The following is a 21,716-nucleotide window of genomic DNA, read 5'->3' as shown; positions in this document are numbered from 1 at the left end:
GAGATTCGTAAAAGCGGGATCGCGGGTGGCGGTCGCTTGGCCGGGGACCGGCGGGCGGCCCGCACCCGGCTGATGCGGTGGGCGCGCGGGCGCGGCCACGCTGGCGCCGACGCATGACCTTGGACCGATAGCTTTGCTGCGGCGCGTTGGGCGACACTCGCGCCTTCTTTTGTTCCCGCGAGGTCCGCATGTCGTCTTGGCTCAGGCGCAAATCCATCGATCAGGTCACCGTGCACGAGGCCGGCCGGCAGCTGGTCCGCAGCCTGAGTTGGCCGCATCTGGTCGCGCTGGGCATCGGCGCGATCGTCGGCACCGGCATCTACACGTTGATCGGCGTGGGCGCGGACAAGGCCGGCCCGGCGGTGCTGCTGTCGTTCGTGGCGGCCGGCATCGTGTGCGCCTGCGCGGCGCTGGCGTATGCGGAGATGGCCACGATGATGCCGGCTGCCGGCAGCGCCTACACCTACAGCTACACCGCGCTTGGCGAGAGCATCGCCTGGGTGGTGGGCTGGAGCCTGGTGCTGGAATACTCGCTGGTGGTGAGCACGGTGGCGGTAGGCTGGTCGGGCTATTTCGTCGGCTTCCTGCAGTGGCTGGGGGTCAACCTGCCGCATGCCCTGGTGGCCGGGCCGCATGCCGGCGGCATCGTCAACCTGCCGGCGGTGGTGATCACCTTCCTGGTCGCCGGCATGCTGATGGCCGGCACCAAGGAAAGCGCCACCCTCAACGCGGTGCTGGTGGTGCTGAAGATCGTGGCGCTGGGCGTGTTCGTGGCGATTGCGTTGCCGGCGTTCGACAGCGCCAACCTGCAGCCGTTCATGCCGTATGGCTTTCCCAAGACCGAAGGTGCCGATGGCGTGGAGCGCGGGGTAATGGCCGCGGCGGCGATCATCTTCTTCGCGTTCTACGGCTTCGATGCGATCTCCACCGCGGCCGAAGAGACCAAGAACCCGGGGCGCGATCTGTCGATCGGCATCGTCGGCTCGATGATCGGCTGCACGCTGATCTATGTACTGGTGGCGTTGTCGGCGGTGGGCGCGATGAGCTTCACCGTGTTCGGCAAGAGCCCGGAGCCGTTGGCGCTGATCATGCGCGAACTCGGCCACGGCAAGGCGGCGTTGGTGATCGGCGCGGTGGCGATCATCGCGCTGCCGACGGTGCTGCTGGCGTTTCTGTACGGGCAGAGCCGCATCTTCTTCGTGATGTCGCGCGATGGCCTGTTGCCGCGCGGCTTGTCCAAGGTCAACGCACGCACCGGCACGCCGGTGGCCATCACCCTGTTCACGGCGGTGCTGGTAGCCGCGTTGGCGGGTGTGGCACGCCTGGATGAAATTGCCGCACTGGCCAATGCCGGAACCCTGGCGGCGTTCACTGCGGTGGCGGCGTGCCTGCTGGTGCTGCGCGTGCGCGAGCCGACGCGTGCGCGCTCCTTCCGGACGCCGCTGGCGTGGGTGGTGGGACCGGTGGCGATCCTGGGCTGCCTGTATCTGTTCTGGAGTCTGCCAAGCACGACGCAGGGGTGGTTTCTGGTCTGGAACGTGCTGGGTGTGGTGGTGTATGTGGCCTATGGGCGGCGGAATAGCCGGTTGGGGAAGGTTGGTTGAGGTGACTTCTCTTCTCCCCTAGGGAGAAGGTGCCCGCAGGGTGGATGAGGGGCGCCTCGGATATCCACCAATGACCAGCAATGACGAACGCGTCGCCACGCGCCTTCAAGAATGAATCAACACAGGTGCGCTGTACCCTTCTCCCACCGGGAGAAGGTGCCCGCAGGGCGGATGAGGGGCGCCTCGGATATCTACCAATGACCAGCAATGACGAACGCGTCGCCACGCGCCTTCAAGAATGAATCAACACAGGTGCGCTGTACCCTTCTCCCACCGGGAGAAGGTGCCCGTAGGGCGGATGAGGGACGCGTCGGATATCCACCAATGACCAGCAATGACGAACGCGTCGCCACGCGCCTTCAAGAATGAATCAACACAGGTGCGCTGTACCCTTCTTTCTCCCACCTGGAGAGGGGTTTTCAGGCTTTCAGGCTGCGCCGCCGGCCCGCGCTCGCAATGCCGGCGCTTGAATCACGGCGCGGCGGCAGGCGTGGCGCAGAACGAGGTAGGCAATGCGTCTGGTTGCGTGCCCCAGCCCTGGGTCGGCGCCTGCTTGGTCAATGCGAACGACAAGGTGCCGCCCTGCTGCAGCTGGGCCCAGTCCAGGAACACCTGCCGCTGCGGTGTGCCGTTGAAACGCACGCTGTCCACGTATTGCAGCGCGCGGCCGTCGGCGCCGGGGGCGTCGATGCGCAGGCGCTTGCCGTTGCCCAGGTTCAACGTGACCCGCTTGAAGCGCGGGGCGTGCAGCAGGAACTGCCCGCTGCCCGGCACCGCCGGATACAGGCCCAGCGCGCTGAACAGGTACCAGGCCGACATGGTGCCGAGATCGTCGTTACCGGTGACGCCATTGGGCGCGTTGGTGAATAGCTGCTGCGCAGCGCGCACCACGGTGGCGGTCTTCCACGGCTGGCCGATCAACGTGTACATCCACGGGGCGTGCAGGTCCGGTTCGTTGTTGGGGTTGTAGCGGTACTGGTTGTAATAGCTGTACGGGCCGACCACCCAGTGCGTGCGCGCGGCGTTGAGCGGGTCCTTCAGCAGGTCGTCGTAGGCGAAGAAGGCGTCCAGGCGCTTGCCGGCCTGCTCGCTGCCATGCATGGCCTGCAGCATGCCGGGGATGTCCTGCTGCACCAGCCACTGGTATTGCCAGGCGGTGCCTTCGTGGAAGCCATGCTGCGAACGCGGGCTGTAGCGATCGTCCGAGGGGGCGTACCAGCTGCCGTCTTCCAGTCGGGGCCGCGGAAACCCGCTGAAGCCGGTGTCGGCATCGCGCACGCCGGCGTCCCAGACGTGGTGCCAGTTGCCGCCGCGTTTGCGTAGCAGCGCGCTGTCGTCGGTGTGGCCGAGCGCGTGCGCCATCTGCGCCAGCGCGCAGTCGGCCAGCGCGTATTCCAGCGTGGCCGAGCCGCCGTGGTGCGGGTCCACGTCCATGCCCTTGGAGGGGAAGGCACGGTCGTATTGCACGTAGCCGTTGGCCAGGTAGCTGGCGTTGCCCGAGCGCCCGGCGTGGCGCGAATTGATGGGCGGCTGGCCGAAGGCGTTCTGGCGCAGCGCGGCGTAGGCCTCGGTTTCACTGCCCTGCAGCGCGCCGAAGCGCCACAGGTCGACCAGGAACGGGGTCACCGGGTCGCCGGTCATGATGTTGGTGTCGAAGTTGGCGTAGCCCCAGCGCGGCAGCCAGCCGCCTTGCTGATGGATCGCCAGCAGCGAGCGGCCGATGTCGCGCGCGCGCGCCGGTTGCAGCAAGGCGAGCAACTGGTTCTGCGAGCGATAGGTGTCCCACAGCGAAAAATATTCGTAGTAGGTCCAGCCATCGGCGCGGTGGATCGCATCGTCGAAGCCGCGATAGCGGCCATCGGCATCGCTGCCGGTCAACGGCTGCAGCAGGGCGTGATACAGCGCGGTATAGGCCACGCTGCGATCGTCGGCGCTGGCGCCGTCCAGCTGCATGCTGGCCAGTTCCTTGCGCCAGGCCTGTTGCGCGCGTTGGCGCATCTGCTCCAGACCTAGCGGCTTGCCGCCGAGCATGCCGTCTGCGCGCAGGTTGTTGCGCGCGCCTTCGGCATCCACGTGCGAGATGGCGCTGACCACGGTCACTGCCCGTGTGCGCTTGTCCTTGCCCAACGGGAAACTGAGCCAGGCGCCGTTGGGCTTAAGTTCGCCGCCCATGCCGTGGCGCGCGTCGGGTACGCCGCCGTCTTCACCCCAGACCCCGTGCGCGGTAAACGGGCGGTCGAATTCCAGCCGGAACCAGGTGGTGTATTCGTGGCCGCCGCAGAAGCTCTGCGTGGTCAGTTTGCCTTCGACCACGCGGTCGCCGACCACCTGCAGCTGGCTGCCGATCACCACGTGGCGGTCGTTGGCCTGGCCGAGGTTGACCAGCACATGGCCGGTGTCGGCGCCTGGTGCGAAGCTGTAGCGCTCGGCGGCGGCGCGGGTGAGCGCGGTGGCTTCGGCGTCGATGCCGCCGTAGTCGGTCAGCCGCACCTTGTAGTAACCGGCCTGGCCCACTTCGCCGTCATGGGTGTAGCGGGCGGCATAGCGCTTCTGGTCGAAGGCCTTGGCGTCGGCGGTGTCGAAGTCGCCCCCCGGGCCGATGCGGCCGGTGACCGGCAGCACCGAGACCTGCCCACCCTGCTCCCAGCAGCCGGCCCCGGACAGGAACGAATGGCCGAAGCCGCGGATGCCGGGATCGTCGTAGCGCCAGCCGGCGTAGTGCGCGCCGATCGGGCTGACCTGGACCAGGCCGAACGGGGCCGAGGCACCGGGGAAGGTGTTGCCGTCGTCCTTGCTGCCGATGAAGGTGTTGACCTGCGCCGGGTCCTGCGCGGCCAGCGGCGCGCACACAGCCATGCCGAGCAGACACAGGCCGGCGGCGGCGCGGCGCCAGAATGGCAGCGCAGCACGCCGCGAGACGGAACGGTCGGACGAAACTGCGCAGAGCATGCAAGACACCTCGGGGGAGAGGGCGACCGAAGCCGCAGGTGGAGGATCCATGCCGACCGCTGCACCACGCAGCGATCGACGCACAACGACCGCATTCGAACGACCGGCGGCACGCCTATGCGTAATTCCGGCAGTGGAGGATGGCCGACACCGGCCGCCACCCACGTGCAGGGCCGGCGCCGGGACTGCCACCCGCTGCCGTCTGACAATCTGGCCGGGTGCGCTTGCCCGCCTCAGAAATCGAACACGTATTCTGCCGCGATCTCGCGCCCGACCGGGCTGAACAGGCGGCTGTTGTAGAACTCGTAATCGAGCTTGTACGGATCCTTGTGGTTGTAGCCGGTGCTGTTGAAGACGTTGTTGACGTAGAGGTTGAGCTTCATCGCCGGGGTGATGCGGTAGCCGAGATTGACGTTCCAGGTGATCGCCGGGCCGATGCGGCCGTAGTATTTGCGGGTGCTCTGGCCGAAAGTGGGGCTGGCCGGATCGGTGTCGGTGCAGTTGGCGCGGTCGTCGGGCACGCCGCCATCGGCAAACGGCACGCAGCCGCCGGGGTTGTCGAGCCGGTCTAGGCCCCAGTGCGAGCGCACGCCGGGCACCGCGCCGACCCGGTCGCCGTAGACGGTGGCGTTCCAGTTGCCGTACAGCCAGCTCACGCTGCCGCGCAGCTTGCTGCGGATGTCGCGGTCGCGGCGCTCGGGGTTGGGGTCGGTGCGGTAGGTCTGCTCGCGCATCGAGCGCAGGTTGGTGTAATCCAGACCCAGCTGGAAATCGCCGACGCCGGTGGTGAGCTGGTAGCGCGCCGACAGGTCCAGGCCGCGCACATCGCGCTGGGCCAGGTTGATCGGCCCGCGCTCGATCGCGGTGATCGCGCCGCCTGCATCGCGCTGCACGCGGGCCAGGATCGAGGCGCAGTAATCGGCACCGCCGGGGTTGGACCAGGCCTGGCCAGGGGTGATGGTCAGCCCGGTGCGGCAGCCGGCCTCGTCGCGCAGGATGGTGGTCTCGTCGATATCGCGGATCTCGTCTTCCAGATGGATGCTCCAGAAGTCGGCGGTGAACGAGACATGCTCGAACGCGTCCCAGACAAACCCCACCGTCCACGAATTGCCCAGCTCCGCGTCCAGATCCGGGGTGCCGCGGCGGTTGATCGCGAACGGATAGGTCACTGCGGTGTTGTCGCCAGTGCAGTTGTTGATCCGGTAGGCGCCGCTGGCGATGCAGCGGTACTGGTCGAGCGTGCTCACCTGGGCCGAGCTGGGTTGGCCGAGCAGATAGTGCATGTCCGGGGTGCGGAAGCTGGTGGCGTAGCTGCCGCGCAACAGCAGGCTGTCGATCGGCCGCCACTGCAGGCCAGCGCTCCAGGTGGATTCCTTCTGGGTGCCGATGTCGAGCAGGTTGGCATCGTCGCTATAGGCGGTGTAGTCGCCGTAGCGATCGTAGCGGCCGGCCAGGGTAGCGGTGAGCGTGGTGGTCAGCGGCACGCTGAACTCCAGCCCGCCGGAGTAACGGGTGCGCTCGCCACCGCCGCGGTCGACGTTCTGCACCTCGTAATCGAGATTGGCGCGTGGATCGGGGTTGAGCCGGTAGCCCTGTTGCGCGGCTTCGGCCACGGCAGCGAATTGGATCGGCCCGGCCCAGCCGTCGGCCAGGGTGCCGCTGAGGCTGAGCGCGCCCTGGTTGACCCAGGAGGCGGCGCGGTTGACCGAGTGCGCGCCGATCTGCGCGTACTGCCCCGGCGTCAGCGGCGTCCACCAGCGCGCGCGATCCAGCGCATAGGCCGGCAGCCCATCCACGGTGCCCAGCTGCGGGCCGAGGAAATAGGCGTTGGCGCGCTGCCAGTTCACCGTGGAGATGCGCTCCTGCACGCGGTAGTAGGACCGGCCCAGCGAGGCCTCCCAATCGAAGCGGCCGTCGGCCAGGGTGCCGCGCAAGCCGGCGCTGATGTCCCAGGAACGCTCGCGGTTGCGGTTGCGCAGCCCGGCCTGGCTGCCGACCTCGTTGGCGGTGAACTGGCGTACGCCGATCAGCTGCTGGCCGCTGGTCACATCGTAGAACGCCGGGAAATCGAGCCCGGCAGGCAACTGCACCGCGGGCGGCGAGGTGCCCCACTGCGCCTCGGAATCGAACACCGCCAGGTTGGTCCAGGCCTGCACCCCATTGCCGAACTCCCAGGTGCCGTAGAGATAGCCGGACAGGTCCTTGCTGCCGCTGCGCAGCAGCCAGTTGCCGTAGTCGGCGCTCAGCCCGCACAGCTGGCCGGTGTTGCTGGTCACGCCGGTGTTGCGGTTGTAGAGCAGCCGGTCGGCCAGGTAGTACTCGCCGCCGAACTGGTCGCAGGCACCGGGCGGCGGCGCCTGGCGGGTGCCGGTGGCGTTGTCGATCAGGGCGATGCCGCTGCTGGGGCGAAACCCCACCCGGCGCTGCTCGGCGGTCCAGGCGCTGTAGGGCGCGTCGCTGGCGTCGTCCATCTGCGGGCGGTCGCGGCCGAACAGCGGGTCGCGGCTGGTGTATTGCAGCGCGTAGGTCACGCTCCAGTTGTCGCCGGTGCGCCCGCCGGCCCAGGACACATCGGCGGTATCGCGGCCGCCCTCGCTGGAGGTGCCGCCGCGCATGCGGAACTGGTCGCCGCTGTAGTTCTGCTTGAGGATCACGTTGACCACGCCGGCGATCGCGTCCGAGCCGTAGATGGCCGAGGCACCGCCGGTGAGCACCTCGACCCGGTCCACCGCGGCGGCCGGGATATTGCTGTAGTTGGAGACGTTGCTCTGGCCGTTGTACGGCAGCGGGTAGTCGGCCACGCGGCGGCCGTTGACCAGCAACAGGCTGCGGTTGGGGCCGAGGTTGCGCAGGTTGAGCGGGCTGGCGTTGGGCGTATGCGAGCCCCAGCTGACATCGGCCTCCACCGTGCCGATGGCCTGGTTGAGGGTGCCGAGCATGTCGTAGACGGTGGTGAAGCCCTGCGCACGGATCTCCTCCGAGCCGATGATCTGCACCGGCGCCGGTCCTTCGGCCTGGACGCGCTTGATGCGCGAACCGGTCACGGTGACCGCATCGAGTTGTTGCGGGGCGCTGGCCTGCTGGGCCAGTGCGGGCAGGGGTGACAGCAATGCGAGCAGCACGGCGCGCGACAGCAGCTGCAGGCGATAACGTCGGTAATGGTTCATTCAAGCGTCTCGTCGAGGGCGGTGGTACGACGGAAAGACTTCGTCTTTTCAAACACTTGCAGGGGAGTTACTTAGTTGGATCGATCTAAATTCAGTGCGGCCATGTGTCATCGGTTGGCAAAGATTAAGCATTCTCGACCAGCTGCTGCACACCGCGGCGCAGCAAAGTGTGCGGGCTCGAGCAATTTACGGGTGTTTTAAGCGTGTTGAATCAGTCTGTTGCGGGCACTTGGTGCTGCAGTTCTGAAGCGTGTCAGCTGCGCTGACGGATGAGCTGGCTTGAAGCGATTTGTCTGGGTTGCGCGCAGTTGGTTGAGAGGGGCGTTCTTTGGCGTGTTGCGCGTCGGGGGGGCCGGCCCCTTACCCCAACCCACGCTCCGCGCCCCGGCCCGCGCTAGCAGCGCGGGCGCTGCCAGGCACGCGCGCCAGTGGCGCGCAAGCTGTGCCTTATCGCCCCGGGGGGAGAGGGGCTTGGTCCCCGGGGCTTGGTTGGCCCATAAAAAAAGCCCGGTCAGTGACCGGGCTTGGCGACGCTGGCGTGGCGGCGGGAGGGGCCGACGCGCCTGTGACGCGGTTGCTTCAGATCCAGCGCATGCCTTCGAACGGGTTCCAGCTGGTGCTGCCCTTCACCTTGTCCAGGTAATAGGCGTAGTTGGCGATCATGCCGGTCAACAACGACAGCGGCAGCCACAGCACATTCTGAAACGCGGCCGGCAGGAACGAGGCCACGATGCTCACCACGATGCTGATGCCGATCAGGCTCAACGCCTTGCGCCACAGGCCGATGATGAAGAAATAGATGACGCCGAAGAAGAAGGCATAGAAATTCATGCCGACCTTGACCTTTTCACCAAAGCTCAGGGTCTTCAGTGCGTTCTTGTAACTGGGGTCTTTGGGGCCACCGTGACGGTCGAAGAAATCGAAACGGAACTGCCACTTGGGACTGAGTTGGGTGCGATCGAAGGTGTCCATTCCAAACCATTTAGTTGAAAACGGTTACATGATAGGCGATCGCGTATTCATCGGCACGTTGTTTGGCGCCGGCCAGAGGGGGAAGGTCAGCCGCCGATCAGTTTCGGCAGTGGCCGCTTGCGGGACCGGCGCGCGTCACTCGCGCTGGTCGCTGACGCCGGTGCCGCGGCGCGCCCGGCGCAGCGCATACAGCGAGCGGTCGGCGCGATCGACCACTGCCGCCAGCGCCTCGCCCTCGTCGCGCAGGGCGGTGCCCAGGGTGAACTGGATCGGGGCGTCGTCGGTGGCGGCCACGTAGTCGTGCGCCAATGCCGCCAGCTGCGACTGGGTGGGTTGATGCAGCAGCACCAGGAACTCGTCGCCGCCCAGGCGGACCAGACGGTCCTGGGTGCGTAGCGGCTGGTTGAGGAACCAGGCCATCTGCACCAGCACCTCGTCGCCGCGCTGGTGGCCATGGGTGTCGTTGACCAGCTTGAACTTGTCCAGATCCACCACGATGCAGCCCCAGCGCACGCTGGGGTCGCGCTTGTCCAGTTCGTCCAGGAAACGGCGGTTGTAGCAGTTGGTGAGCGGGTCGGTGAACGACCATTCCAGCAGCTGTTTCTCCTGCTGGTACTGGTTGGTGATGTCCTGGGCGTGCGCCAGCACGACGGTGGCATCGGACTCCACGTCCAGCACGTTGCGGTACTGCCAATGGCGCAGACTGCCATCGCTGGCGACCAGCTCGATCACGCCGGCGTCCTGGCCGTCGAGCACCATCCGCGACAGATAGCCCTGGAAGGAGGCGTGCCGCTCGGGGCGGATGAATTCCAGCAACGAGCGGCCTTCCATGTCGTCCACGCTGCGGCCCAGCGAGCGCGCCGCGGCCGGATTGATGCTGATCAGGCGGCCATCCATGTCGTGGGTGCAGATCAGGCCCAGGCTGTACTGGAACATGTTGCGGAACTTGCGCTCGCTGGCGGCCAGCGCATCCACCGCGCGATGGCGTTCGGTGACGTCCTGGATCGCGCCGATCAGGCGGGTGCGTCCGTCCACATGCTCCATCGCGCCGGTGCTGTGCACCCACAGCTGCCGGCCGGTGGCGCTGACCAGCGGCAGCTCCACGTCCCAGGGCGTGCCATCGCGCATGCAGGCCTCGACCGCCTCGGTGATCACCGCGCGCGCATCGAGCGGGTAGAAGCCGATCCCCTCAGCCAAGGTCGGCCGGTGGCCCGCCGGCAGATCGTGCAGGCGGCAGGTCTGGTCCGACCAGGTCACGGTGCCGCTGGCCACATCCACTTCCCAGCCGCCGACGCCGGCGACCCGGCCGGTGCGCTCCAGAAACGCTTCGCTCTCGCGCAGGCGTTGCTGCAGTTGCGCGTTGGCGGCTTCGCGCTCCAGCATCAGCCGGCGCTGCTCCAGCCCTTCGGCGGCCACCCTGGCCAGCTGCTGCAAGGCGGCCAGTTGCGCCGGCTCCAGCGCGCGCGGGCGCTGGTCGATCACGCACACGGTGCCCATGCGCAACCCGTCGGACAACACGATCGGCGCGCCGGCGTAGTAACGGATCCCCGGCGCATCGGTGACCAGCGTGTTGTCGCAAAAGCGCGGATCGGCCGGCGCATCGCGTACTTCCATCACCGCATCGTCCTGGATGGTGTAGGTGCAGAACGCGAGTTCGCGTGGGGTTTCGCTGGCGTCGGGCAGGCCGATATTGGCCTTCCACCATTGGCGATGTTCGTCCACCAACGACACCAGCGCGATCGGCGTGCCGGCAATCGCCTGCGCGGCGGCGGCCAGCGCGTCGAAGAATGGCTCGGCACCGGTATCGACGACCTGTAGCAGCGCCAGACGCGACAACCGCTCGGCCTCGCGGGAGGTGGATGACACGACGGCGTCGCAGTGGCTCAATGGAATGCTCGCTTGTTCCCCGGCAATTCGTTCAGTCTAGCGGACCAAACATACCTGCTAACGCAGCGTTGCGCGCGCCATCGCACAGAAGATGCGCAGTGCGCAGCCTACGCGCCCTGTCACTGGGCGGGCTCGGTACCGCTTGCTGCGGTGTCGTCGCGCATCTGCAAGGCCAGATACAGGCGCATGCAGTCGTCGGTGTTGCGCAGGTCCACGGCGCAGAGTTCCTCGATGCGCTGCATGCGGTAATCCAGCGTATTGCGGTGGATGGCCAGTGCCTTGGCGGTGGGCGCCATGCGCATGCCGGCGCCGAACCAGACCGACAAGGTCTGCAACAGGTCGCCGCGACGGTCCTGTGCCAGCAGTGCCTGCAGCGGCTTGCGCAATTCGTCGGCCTGCCAGGCCTGACGCAGGTCGTCCACCAGCACCGGCAGGCGGTGGTCGTCGTAGAAGAACGCATCGGCCTGCGGCGCGCGCGCCTTGCCGATGCGCATGGTGGTGCGTGCGATCTGGTGCGACAGGGCCAGCCTGTTGGGCTGCGGGAAGTACTGCCCCAGCGCGAGGCGGATCCGCAGCGGGCTGCTGGCGCGCATGCGCTCGAGCAAGGTGTGGGCGCGACGGCGTTGTTCGTCTACGTCCCAGTGGCCGCGGCGATCCAGTGCGGGCTTGAGCACCACCAGTTCGTTGAGCGCGGTGGCGGCGATCAGGTTGCCGCGTTCGGGCGTGGACAGCAGCGTGTGCAGGCGCTGCAGTTCCACCAGCATGGCGTCCAGGTGGAGGGTGTCGCTTTCCACTTCGATCACGGCCGCCACGCGTGGCAGGTCGAGCGCGATGCCGAGCCGTTCGGCCCAGCCGGCCAGTGCCGGGATCGGTCCGTCGGCGCGGATCAGGCCGAGCGTGACTTCTTCGCGCAGGCGCGCATCACGGGCGAGCAGGCGCAGCAGGCCGGCCTGTTCCAGCATCGCTTCGGCGGCCATGCGCACCAGTTCGGCCTGTTGCCCGATCCGTTGCGGGTCGCCGGTCAGCCCGACGCAGCCGACGATGCAGCCGTCGGCGATCAGCGGCAGATTGACGCCCGGACGCACCGCGTCCAACTGCTGCGCCAGCGCCGCATCGATCTCCACCCGGCCCTGCCTGGACAGCACCAGCAACGCGCCCTCGTGCAGCTGCCCGATGCGCGCCGGCTCGCCGCTGGCGATGATGACGCCGGTGTGGTCCATCACATTGACGTTGCCGTCGATGATGGTCATGGCGCGGTCGACGATGGACTGCGCCAGGGTGCGGTCGAGCGTGAGCATGGGTGTGGGCTCTGTTGACGCAATCGAGGGAGGGCACGATGGCATGTTCGGTGCTGCATGACGGTGCAGCGTCCTGTGCTGCGCTCACGCACCAGGCATGCAGCGCCAGTGGATCACGTGTCGGCTGCGCGAGCACAGCCTGCGCGAAGCATCCCGCGCGCTGCCGTCAGCGCACGTCTGCACGCGCAGGCAGCTGCGCCAAGGCCCGGCCCACCTGCAGCGCCGCGGCCACATTGCGTGCGGCGATGCGCACGTTGCTGGCGGCTTCGGCCAGCGCCTGCTCCACCGTGCAGGCGCGATGCACCACCGCAAACATCGCATCGATGCCGTGCCCATGCAGCAGCGCGGCGCCGTTGCCCAGACAACCGGCGATGGCGATCACCGGCTTGGCGTGCCGCTGCGCCACCCGCGCCACGCCCACCGGGGTCTTGCCGTGCAGGCTCTGGCTGTCCAGACGGCCTTCGCCGGTGATGACCAGATCGGCCTGGGCGACCAGTGCATCCAGCCCGAGCGCCTGCGCCACGATCTCCACGCCCGGCCGCAACTGAGCGCCCAGGTACGCCACCAGCGCCGCGCCCAGGCCCCCGGCCGCACCGCCGCCGGGCAGATCGTGCAGGCGCACGCCCAAGTCGCGTTGCAGCACATCGGCGTAGTGCTGCAGGTTGCTGTCGAGCTGGCGCACCATGCTGGGGGTGGCACCCTTCTGCGGGCCGAACACCGCCGAGGCGCCGGTCGGGCCGATCAGCGGGTTGTCCACATCGCAGGCCACTTCGAACCGGCAGTCCTGCAACCGCACGTCCAGGTCCTGCGTGTCGATGCGCGCCAGCGTCGCCAGTGCGCCGCCGCCGGGGCCGATCGACTCGCCCTGCGCATCCAGCAGCCGCACGCCTAAGGCCTGGGCCAGGCCCGCGCCGCCGTCGTTGGTGGCGCTGCCGCCGATGCCGATGATGAAACGGCGCGCGCCGGCATCCAGCGCGGCCAGGATCAACTCGCCCACGCCCGCGGTGCTGGTGCGCAGCGGCGCGCGCTCGGCCGGCGACACCAGTGCCAGGCCGCTGGCGGCGGCCATTTCGATCACCGCGGTGCGGCCGTCGCCGGTCAGGCCGAAGAACGCCTGCACCGGGGCGCCGAGCGGGCCGCTGACCCTGCAGTCGATCAGCCGCCCCCCGGTGGCCGCCACCAGCGCGTCGACCGTGCCTTCGCCGCCATCGGCGACCGGCACCTTGCGGTACTGCCAATCGGGAAACACCTCGCGGAAGCCGGCCTCGATCTGGGTGGCCACCTCCAGCGCGGACAGGCTTTCCTTGTAGGAATCGGGCGCGATAACGATCTTCATGGGCACACTCGCTGGGACGGACACATCACTGGTTCACCGCGCGTGCCGGCACCCGCAGCACCAGCGCGGCACCCAGCAGCATGGCCCCGGCCAGCACGTACAGCGCCAGCTCGGTGCTGTGGGTGGCGTCCTTGATCCAGCCCACCAGGTACGGGCTGACGAAACCGGCGACCTGGCCGGTGGAGTTGATCAGCGCCAAGCCACCGGCGGCGGCGGCGGCGGTGAGAAAGCCGTTGGTCAGCGGCCAGAACAGCGGCAAGCCGCTGACCGCGCCCATCGTGGCCAGGGTCATGCCGAACAGGGCCAGACCCAGGTTGTCGGTGACGCTGGCGGCGATGCACAGGCCGGCCGCCCCCATCAGCAACGGGATCACCAGATGCCAGCGGCGCTCGCCGCGGCGGTCGGCCGAGCGGCCCATCAGCACCATGAACACCGCCGCGGCCAGGTACGGGATGGCGCTCATCAGGCCGATCCGGGTCGGGTCGGTGACGCCGCTGCCCTGGATGATCGAGGGCAGCCAGAAGTTGATTGCATACACCCCGCTCTGGATGCAGAAGTACACCGTGCCCAGCATCCACACCGCCGGGTTGCGCAGCACCGCGCCCAGCGAGGTGGAGGCGCCGGCCGGCTTGCCCGCTTCGTCCGCGGCCAGCGCGCGGGTCAGTGCATGCTTCTCCTGCGGGTCCAGCCAGGTCGCCTGCTGCACGCCATCGCTGAGCAGGAACCACACCCCGATGCCCAGCAGCACGGTGGGCAGGCCCTGCAGCAGGAACATCCATTGCCAGCCGGCCAGGCCGCCCTGCCCGGCCGAGAAATGGCCGAGGATCCAGCCCGACAACGGCCCGCCCAGCACGCCGGAGATCGGAATGGCCGACATGAAGACGGTCATGACCCGGCCGTGCTGGGCGCGCGGGAACCAGCGCGTCAGGTACAGCACGATGCCGGGGAAAAAACCGGCTTCGGCCGCGCCGGTGAGCAGGCGCAGAGTGTAGAAGCCGGCCGGCGTGCGCACGAACATCAGGCAGGTCGACAGCAGGCCCCAGCTGACCATCATGATCGCCACCCAGCGGCGCGCACCGATGCGCTGCAGGATCAGGTTGCTCGGCACCCCGCAGGCCAGATAGCCGATGAAGAAGATGCCCGCGCCCAGCCCGTACACGGTCTCGCTCATGCCCAGATCGCCCAGCATCTGCAGCTTGGCGAAGCCCACGTTGACCCGGTCCAGGTAATTGAACAGGTAGCAGACGAACAGGAACGGGATCAGCCTCCACAGGATCTTGCGGTAGGTCGGGCCCATGCCGTCGGAGGGCGGCAGGGGCCGGGAGGCTTGGGTCATCGCACGCTCCAGCAGTCGGTGGGCCCGCCGGCACGCCGTGCCTTGGCACCGGCACCACAGGGGTCGGCGCATTCTAGTTGGAGCTTTTTCCTGGAAGCATCGTCAGGCTGCTGCCTGTCTATGGGCAGGTGAGCGCTGATTTTTGTGCAAATGCCCAACTTCCGCAGGAGGCACGGCCGGCATATGCCGGACTCGGAGCGCACGCACGACGGACCGCCTGGCCTTTGCGAATCCCAAATCCCGGCACCAGGCGCTCTACCGATTCCCCACTCCCGATTCCCGATTCCCCGCCGCATACGCCTGCGCCTGCCCCATCACCCGCAGCAGGTTGCCGCCCCAGATGCCGGCGATCTGCGGCTCGGTGTAGCCCTTGCGCAGCAGCCAGGCGGTGATGCGCGGCAGGTCGGAGACATCTTCCAGGCCGACCACGCCACCGCCGCCATCCCAATCCATGCCGATGCCCACGTGCTCCGGCCCGACCACCTTGAGCACATGCTCCAGATGGGCGAAGAAATCCTCCTCGGTGGCGCGCTTGATCGGGTAGCGCGCATCCAGGTCCTTGAGCGCGGCGCTCAGGGCCGTGCCGTCGGACATCTTGATGTGCTCCCAGCCGCCGTATTGCTCGGTCAGCGCCTTCTCGGCGGCCTTGCGCTCGGGGCTGGCGCCGCTGTCGACCAGATAGCCGCCGTAGGAATTCACCTGGATCACGCCGCCGTGCCGAGCCAGCACCTTCAGCCGCGCGTCGTCAATATTGCGCGGATGGTTAAACACCGCACGCGCGCCGCTGTGCGAGAGCACGATCGGCACCGGCGACAGCGCGATCAACTGGTCGAACACCGCATCGGAGGCGTGCGATTGGTCGATCACGATGCCCAGCGCCTGCGCCTGCTGCACCAGTTGCCGGCCGGCCGGACTCAGGCCCTTCCATTCCGGCCCCTTGGGATCGGTGGCCGAGTCGGCGAACTCGTTGTTGAGAAAATGCACGGTGCTCATCAGGCGCAGGCCTTGCGCGTAATAGAAACGCAGCAGCGTGGGGTCGGCCACCAACGGGCTGGCATTTTCCATGCTGATGTACACCACGCGCTTGCCAGCGGCCTTGATGCGCGCGGCATCGGCGGGTGTGGTGGCGAAGGCGAAGCGCTGCGGTTGCGCGGCCAGCAGCGTGTGGATCTTCAACAATCGCTGCAGGCCGGCGTCGCGATCGTCCAGGTGCGCGGTCGCACTGCGATTGCCCTGCCCGGTATAGACCGCCCAGAAGCCGCCATCCAGCGCGCCATCGACCATACGCGGGTAATCCACCTGCGACAGCCGGTTGCCCGCGTGCGCCTGCAATACGTCGAAGTCGGGGCGCTCCAGATTGGCCGGCGTGTCCAGATGCGAATCCAGCGTGACCAGCCGTTGCTGCAAGGCGGTGGCGCGCGCCAGCTCGGCCCTGGAAAACTCCAGCGCGTGGCCGGGTGCGGCCACGGCCAGACTGAGCAGGATGGCGGTGCACAGGCGATGCAGGGTCATGGCAGCTCGCAGAAGATGGGGGATGCATCGATCATAGCCGCGCTTGCATCAGCGGCTGCACGATCACTGGCTGTCGTGGCGCGTGGTCGCAGACATTGCTGCCCGCGACTACGCACCAACGCGTCACTTGCGTTCGAAGAACTCGTGATACGCCTTGGATTTGCCTTCCGGCGACTTGCCCACCCCATTGCGGATCAGCGTCTTGCCGTCTGCAGAGAAGGTCCAGAACTCGCCGACGATCACGTCGTCGTCCTTCATCTTGAGGATCTGGTAGGTGTCGGCACCGGTCTTGCTCACCGCGATCTGGTTGAAGCGCGCCTGCTCGTTGAGCGGGCTGGGTTTGCCATCCAGCGTGGTGACGTAATCGACCTTGTACGGCGTGTCCGGCCGGGTGGTGTTGATGGAGTGGTATTCGATGCGGTTGTCGGAGAACTGCACGTTGATGGTCAGGCGCATGCCCTTGGGAAACTTGCCGTCGCTCCAGTTGGATTTGGATTCCACAAGGGTCCAGGCGCCGTCGTGCGGATCGGCCGCCAATGCGGTGAACGTGGCAGTCAACGCCGAGACGGCGAACAAGGCGGCGGTCAGAAAGGTACGCATGGTCTGTGTCCTTGGATGCTGGGATGTTGGGCGGTGCTGTCGGGTAGCTGCTTTCAGGTGAGGCGATCGTCGGAAGGTGGGCATCACAAGTCGGTGCGCGACTCGAGGTGCTGTTCGACCTGCTCGCGGGTGGTCCACAAGGTGCGGAACTCGCCTTTGGACAGCAGTGGCAGCTGGTCGCTGATGTGCGCCGAACCAGGCTGGCTGGCATTGCCGTAGCTCATCAAGCCTTTGGCCTTGAGCGGCGTGGAAAACTCCACCAGCGACACCCAGGTTTCGCCGTGCTGCGGCAGGCGTTGGCCATCGGCGTTGGGCGGGGTCCAGGTGATCACGTCGAATGCGCCGAGATTGCCGAAACCGCCGCGGCCGGGCACATCGACAGCGCCCAGGTGGAAGCGCGACGCCTCGCCGTACGGCCGATCGATGGCGCCATAGGTCTTCTTGGTGCTGGCGACGGCCTGCTTGAGTTGACGCAGCGCCAGCGCCGGGTCCTTCAAGCCGCTGGGTGTGGTCAGCGGAGCGTCCAGCGACCACGGCGTGGCATAACCGGCCTGCGAGAGGTAGCGCGCATCGCCAGTGAACAAACGCGCCCATTCCTCGAACAACAACGCCCCGCGGCTGTCGGCTTCGAAGTGGCGGTCCCAGGCCTTGAGCACGGCGATCGCGGCGAGAATATCAGGGTCGGTGCTGTCCGCCGCAACGGCGTACAACTGCGGCAATGTGCGATCGGCGGCCAGCGCCTGCGCGGTGCGCTTGAGCGCCACGAACTGATCGAAATCGATCCTGTCGTGCTCGGCCAGCATCTTTACCGAGTTCTGCGCACGCAACGACATCGGCCCTAGCGGTGCGACATAGGCCGGGAATTTTTTCGGGTCCAGCACGCGCGGCCAGCTTGCCAGCCATGGCGGATCGTTGGTGTTCTGCACGAAACCGCCGGCCGGGTTGATCACCTTGGGTAGCTCCTCGTAGCTGTGCACATCGCTCCATAGCGTGGACGCGGTATCGCCCGGCACCAGACCGCTCCAGTACTTCAAATCGCCTTGCGCATGCTTGGGCAGGATGCCGTTGTCCAGGAACAGCACATTGCCGGCGTTGTCGGCATAGACGATGTTGAACATCGGCACCTGCAGCTGCTTGAGCGCGCGCTGGAACTGCGCAAAGTCCTGCGCCTTGCCCATGTCCCAGTACTGCTTGAGCATGTCGGGGCGATCCAGACCAGCCACGCGCAGCGCCACGGTGCTGCCGTCGTAACGTTCGAACACCGGGCCGTGCACCGACTGCCGTACTTGCAAGGTCTGTTCTTTCAGCGCGCCATCGGCCTGACGGATCTTCAAGGTCTTGGTTTCTCGCTTGAACGGCAGCAGCTTGCCATCCAGCAGATAGCCCTCGCCCGACAGCGTGAGTTTGTAGGTGGTCTGGCCCAGCAGCGTGTTCACCGTATTGGTGAAACCCAGTCGCTTGTTGAAACCGAAACGCAGGATCGGCAGGCCCACCTGGGTGGCGCCGTAGAGATCCACGCCCGGTCCGTTGAGATGCGCTTCGTAATAGGTGAAAAAGCCGCTGCCCCAGGGCAGGTGCGGGTTGGCCAGCAGCATGGCGTGGCCGTCGCGGGTTTTCTTCGGCATCAGCGCCCAGGCGTTGGACCCATCGCGGGCCTGGCCGTTCTTGGGCGGCTCGCCCAGCACCTTGGCCGGTGAGGCGATGTAGACGTAATTCATCAGCCGGTGCGCATGCGCCACCACGTCCACGCCGGTGATCGGCAGCACCACCTTGACCTCTGCGTCCAAGGCATCCGGATGTGCGGCCGCGTAGTCGTTGATGCCTTGCGCGAATGCGTCCAGGTCGGCACGAAAGCTTGGGGCCTGTTGTCGGTACCACTGCCGCGCGCGTGGGTAGACATCGTTGCTGGCCAGCCAGCGATCCTGTTCGGCGTAGCGCTCGCCCCAGTATTCGGCGGCGCGTCCGCGCGCTTCACCATACAGATGCAGCAGCAGATTGCCATGGCTGTGGGTCTGCGCCCAACCGAAGCCGTAGAAGGTGCCGGCTTCGGTCCTGGCATAGACATGCGGCACGCCGTAGCGGTCCCACAGGATCTCGCCGGTGTCCTTGCCGGCGCCGGCCAGCGCCGCCAGCGGGACGCACACCAACGCGATCAACAGCCCTGCGCGGATGGAAGCGCTGCGTGCATGCGCACGCATCGAAGAAAGTCGCGGCACTGGATCGCTCCTCAAAAGGTGTACGTCAACTTGGTGTAATAAGAGCCGCCGGTGAAGCCGTACGGCACGCTGGTCACATAGAAACCGCTGCCGGTGCTGGCGACCGCGCCGATGTTGTTCGGGTACTGGTTGAACAGGTTGTTGGCGCCGAGCGTCCAGGTGATGCGCCCGGACAGTGCGTAGGACGCTTCCAGATCGGTGATCCATTTGGCCGGAACGTGTTCGTCGTTGGCCGGGTTGTTTTCCAGCACGTCGAATCTGCCGAAGCGGTTGACGCGTACGTTGAGCGCGAAGTCGCCGATCACCCAGTTGCCGCCCAGCAGCAGCTTGCTGCGCGGGGTACGCGACAGGTAGCCGCGCGAGGCACGGTCGAACAATTCGTAGCCGGCGCCCAGCGAGTCCAGTGCGGCCGGGTTGTCGGCGATGCGGGTGATTTCGGTTTTGTTGTAGTTGTAGCCCAGGTTCCAGTTGACCCGGCCCCAGTCGCCGACCTCCATGCGCCAGGTCGCCACCACGTCCACGCCGTCGGTGCGGGTGTCGATGGCATTGGTGAAGTACTGCGCGCTGTCGACGCCGGACACGCCGGCGCGGGTGAGCAGGTCGGTGATCGCCGCACCGGTGATGTAGCCGGTCATGCCGATGCGGTCGTCCAGATCGATGCGGTAGGCGTCCACGGTAAGGCTGAGCGCGCGGGTGGGGTTGTAGGTGAAGCCGATGCTGGCGTTGGTGGATTCCTCCGGCTTCAGCGGTTCGGCGCCCAGTGCCAGCGCGGCGGGGGAATCCACCGGCAGCGTCTTGGCCAGGAACAGTTCGCGATCGCCGTTGTCCAGCGTGCGCCAGCTGCTGTTGGTGGCCGCGTACAGGGCCTGCGCCAGGGCGGGCGCGCGGAAACCGGTGCTGGCCGCGCCACGCAGCGCGAAGCTGGGGCTGATGGCCCAGCGCGCGGTGAACTTGCCCACCGCGGTGTCGCCGGCCGAATCGTCGAAGCGCTCGTAGCGGCCGGCCAGGCCCAGCGACACGCTGTCGGCCACGTCCCAGGTCAAATCGACATAGGCCGCGCCGCTATTGCGATCCAGGCTGCCGGCCTCGTCGGGCTGGAAGGTAATCGCGCCCTGTGCGCCGGGCGGCGGTGCCTGCCCGGCACGCGGATGGCTAGCCGGAAACACGTAGTCGCCGGCCGCATAGGCCGCCTGCTCGCCGGCCTGGATCTGGTATTTTTCGTAGCGATGCTGCACACCCAGCGACACCTGCAGCGGGCGCTCGGCCAGTTGCAGGCCGCGGGTGATGTCCAGGCTGGTGGTCCAGTCGGTGGAGGTCAGCTGGCCGAGATAGAACTCGGTGGGGCTGGTCGGCCCCAGGCTGGCGTTGAGCGTGTGCAGGCCGTCGCGTTCGGAGGCGTTGCTGCCGTAGCTGGTGGCCAGGTCCCAATCCCACTCACCCCATCGGCCCTTGATGCCGGCGGTGAACTCGTAATCGGTCTCGTCGATGCGCAGGCGCGGGCTGTAACCGTCCGGATAGATCTCCTGCAGGGTGTTGTTGGCATTGGGATTGCGGAACGACCATTCCAGGTCGCTCAGGCGGCGGCTGTAAGTGGCGTAGGAATAACCACGCAGGTCGCCGCCCAGGCCGAGTTCGGCGTTGTAGGACAGGTTGGCGCCCTTCTGCCAGGGCTGGCCGAAGTTGCGGGTGATCAGCCGGTTGGCGGTGGCCTCGCGCGGGTCCGGCTGGCCGTTGACCGGGTAGTACAGCCGGTAATCGTCCGCCACCGGCACCGCGCGATTGGAGGTCTGTTGGTACCTGGCGTCGGCGGCCAGATAGACGAAGCCGTCGCTGCCCAGTGCCAGGCCCTTGCCGATGCCGGCGCTGCTGCTGTCGCCGTCGGCGCGGTCGATGTTCTGGCCCCACAGCAGGTCGGCCTTGCCGCCCTCGGCATCGGACTTGAGCAGGATGTTGATGACGCCGGCGATTGCGTCCGAACCGTATTGCGCGGCGGCGCCATCGCGCAGCACCTCGATGTGGTCCACCGCCGAGACCGGGATCAGGCTCATGTCCACCGGCACCGAGCCGCGGCCGACAATGCCGGCGATGTTGATGCTGGCGGTGCGATGGCGCCGCTTGCCGTTGACCAGCACCAGGGTGTGATCCGGATTGAGCCCGCGCAGCCCGCCGGTGGCGATCACATACGAGGTGCCGTTGCCGGATTTGGCCGGTGCATTGAACGAGGGCACCAGATCGTTGAGTGCCGACAGCAGGCCCGGGCGACCGGTCTTTTCCAGTTCCGCCGCGCCGATCACATCGATCGGGGTGGGGCTTTCGGTGACGGTGCGCTGCACGCCTCGCGCGCCGGTGACCACCACTGCATCCAGGTTGCCGACTGCGGCATCGGCTGGCGGTGCGGCGACTGGCGGCGTTGGTGCGGATGCGTCCACTTGTGCGTAGCCCACACCGGGATGTCCGTGCAACGCGGCCGTCATCGGCTGCGCCGAGGCCAGCGTGATGCGTTCGCCATCGTCTTCGACCACGCTCAATCCGGTGCCGGCCAGCAACTGCCGCAACGCCGCGCGCGATTCCAGCGTGCCCTGCACCGCCGGCGTGCGTACCTGCTGCAGATATTCGCCGGGTGCCACGATCTGCACGCCGGCCTGCCGCGCAAATTCCGGCAACGCCACCACCGCATTGCTCTCGGGGAGCGAGAACGTGCGCCCCTGCGGCGACGCTGCCAAGGCAGCTCCCGCTGCCATCATCGCCACGGCCGTGCCGATGGCCTTGCTCAAACGCCTGCTTGCTGCCTGCATCACTGCTCTCCGCTGGCGCGCGTGCGCCGCTGTCCGGTCGTCGT

General features: G+C 67.3%; 12 protein-coding genes. 1 reads left to right on the top strand and 11 read right to left on the bottom strand.

The features are described from left to right. The first annotated feature begins 188 nt into the window (after positions 1-188). Positions 189-1,604, top strand: a complete 1,416-nt coding sequence (locus XaplCFBP3123_RS18700) for an amino acid permease (RefSeq protein WP_104535386.1) — start codon at positions 189-191, stop codon at positions 1,602-1,604. 471 nt (positions 1,605-2,075) lie between these two features. Here the strand turns inward: XaplCFBP3123_RS18700 and XaplCFBP3123_RS18695 are convergent, their stop codons facing one another. The 11 genes from XaplCFBP3123_RS18695 to XaplCFBP3123_RS18645 all read right to left on the bottom strand — a co-directional run bounded on the left by XaplCFBP3123_RS18695 (position 2,076) and on the right by XaplCFBP3123_RS18645 (position 21,651). Beyond that, entirely contained in the window at positions 2,076-4,553 is a 2,478-nt protein-coding gene (locus tag XaplCFBP3123_RS18695; RefSeq protein ID WP_104535385.1) for a GH92 family glycosyl hydrolase, read from the bottom strand. Between the two features lie 233 nt (positions 4,554-4,786). Continuing rightward, positions 4,787-7,720 carry a TonB-dependent receptor domain-containing protein gene (locus XaplCFBP3123_RS18690; protein WP_104535384.1) on the bottom strand — a complete coding sequence of 978 codons (2,934 nt, stop codon included), beginning with the start codon at positions 7,718-7,720 and terminating at the stop codon, positions 4,787-4,789. 579 nt (positions 7,721-8,299) lie between these two features. After that, a complete protein-coding gene (locus XaplCFBP3123_RS18685; RefSeq protein WP_104535383.1) occupies positions 8,300-8,692 on the bottom strand; it encodes a DUF2628 domain-containing protein in 393 nt (130 codons plus the stop codon). A 135-nt stretch (positions 8,693-8,827) separates the two neighbouring features. Next, a complete protein-coding gene (locus tag XaplCFBP3123_RS18680) occupies positions 8,828-10,579 on the bottom strand; it encodes a sensor domain-containing diguanylate cyclase (RefSeq protein ID WP_104535382.1) in 1,752 nt (583 codons plus the stop codon). A 119-nt stretch (positions 10,580-10,698) separates the two neighbouring features. Then, a complete protein-coding gene (locus XaplCFBP3123_RS18675; RefSeq protein WP_104535381.1) occupies positions 10,699-11,877 on the bottom strand; it encodes a sugar diacid recognition domain-containing protein in 1,179 nt (392 codons plus the stop codon). Between the two features lie 166 nt (positions 11,878-12,043). Then, positions 12,044-13,213 carry a glycerate kinase gene (locus XaplCFBP3123_RS18670; protein ID WP_104535380.1) on the bottom strand — a complete coding sequence of 390 codons (1,170 nt, stop codon included), beginning with the start codon at positions 13,211-13,213 and terminating at the stop codon, positions 12,044-12,046. A gap of 25 nt (positions 13,214-13,238) precedes the next feature. Continuing rightward, a complete protein-coding gene (locus tag XaplCFBP3123_RS18665) occupies positions 13,239-14,549 on the bottom strand; it encodes an MFS transporter (RefSeq protein ID WP_104535379.1) in 1,311 nt (436 codons plus the stop codon). A 255-nt stretch (positions 14,550-14,804) separates the two neighbouring features. Further along, positions 14,805-16,061, bottom strand: coding sequence for a dipeptidase (locus XaplCFBP3123_RS18660; RefSeq protein WP_104535378.1), 1,257 nt, complete (start codon positions 16,059-16,061; stop codon positions 14,805-14,807). A gap of 123 nt (positions 16,062-16,184) precedes the next feature. Beyond that, positions 16,185-16,661, bottom strand: a complete 477-nt coding sequence (locus tag XaplCFBP3123_RS18655) for a hypothetical protein (protein ID WP_104535377.1) — start codon at positions 16,659-16,661, stop codon at positions 16,185-16,187. 83 nt (positions 16,662-16,744) lie between these two features. Then, the gene (locus XaplCFBP3123_RS18650) at positions 16,745-18,877 is read right to left on the bottom strand and encodes a penicillin acylase family protein (protein ID WP_253254253.1); all 2,133 of its coding nucleotides are present in this window, start codon (positions 18,875-18,877) and stop codon (positions 16,745-16,747) included. Positions 18,878-18,888: 11 nt separating this feature from the next. Then, the gene (locus XaplCFBP3123_RS18645; RefSeq protein WP_216361747.1) at positions 18,889-21,651 is read right to left on the bottom strand and encodes a TonB-dependent receptor; all 2,763 of its coding nucleotides are present in this window, start codon (positions 21,649-21,651) and stop codon (positions 18,889-18,891) included. Positions 21,652-21,716: the final 65 nt, after the last annotated feature.

Origin of the sequence: Xanthomonas arboricola pv. populi (genome assembly GCF_002939945.1) — a bacterium.
Classification (GTDB): domain Bacteria; phylum Pseudomonadota; class Gammaproteobacteria; order Xanthomonadales; family Xanthomonadaceae; genus Xanthomonas; species Xanthomonas arboricola_A.
Note: the sequence above shows the minus strand (reverse complement) of the source record. Positions and strands in the feature narration are given on the sequence as shown.

Excerpts from the sequence above, each read along its gene's own strand:
- XaplCFBP3123_RS18700 (WP_104535386.1), top strand. The coding sequence starts at position 189 with ATGTCGTCTTGGCTCAGGCGCAAATCCATCGATCAGGTCACCGTGCAC.
- XaplCFBP3123_RS18695 (WP_104535385.1), bottom strand. The coding sequence starts at position 4,553 with ATGCTCTGCGCAGTTTCGTCCGACCGTTCCGTCTCGCGGCGTGCTGCG.
- XaplCFBP3123_RS18690 (WP_104535384.1), bottom strand. The coding sequence starts at position 7,720 with ATGAACCATTACCGACGTTATCGCCTGCAGCTGCTGTCGCGCGCCGTG.
- XaplCFBP3123_RS18685 (WP_104535383.1), bottom strand. The coding sequence starts at position 8,692 with ATGGACACCTTCGATCGCACCCAACTCAGTCCCAAGTGGCAGTTCCGT.
- XaplCFBP3123_RS18675 (WP_104535381.1), bottom strand. The coding sequence starts at position 11,877 with ATGCTCACGCTCGACCGCACCCTGGCGCAGTCCATCGTCGACCGCGCC.
- XaplCFBP3123_RS18670 (WP_104535380.1), bottom strand. The coding sequence starts at position 13,213 with ATGAAGATCGTTATCGCGCCCGATTCCTACAAGGAAAGCCTGTCCGCG.
- XaplCFBP3123_RS18665 (WP_104535379.1), bottom strand. The coding sequence starts at position 14,549 with ATGACCCAAGCCTCCCGGCCCCTGCCGCCCTCCGACGGCATGGGCCCG.
- XaplCFBP3123_RS18660 (WP_104535378.1), bottom strand. The coding sequence starts at position 16,061 with ATGACCCTGCATCGCCTGTGCACCGCCATCCTGCTCAGTCTGGCCGTG.
- XaplCFBP3123_RS18655 (WP_104535377.1), bottom strand. The coding sequence starts at position 16,661 with ATGCGTACCTTTCTGACCGCCGCCTTGTTCGCCGTCTCGGCGTTGACT.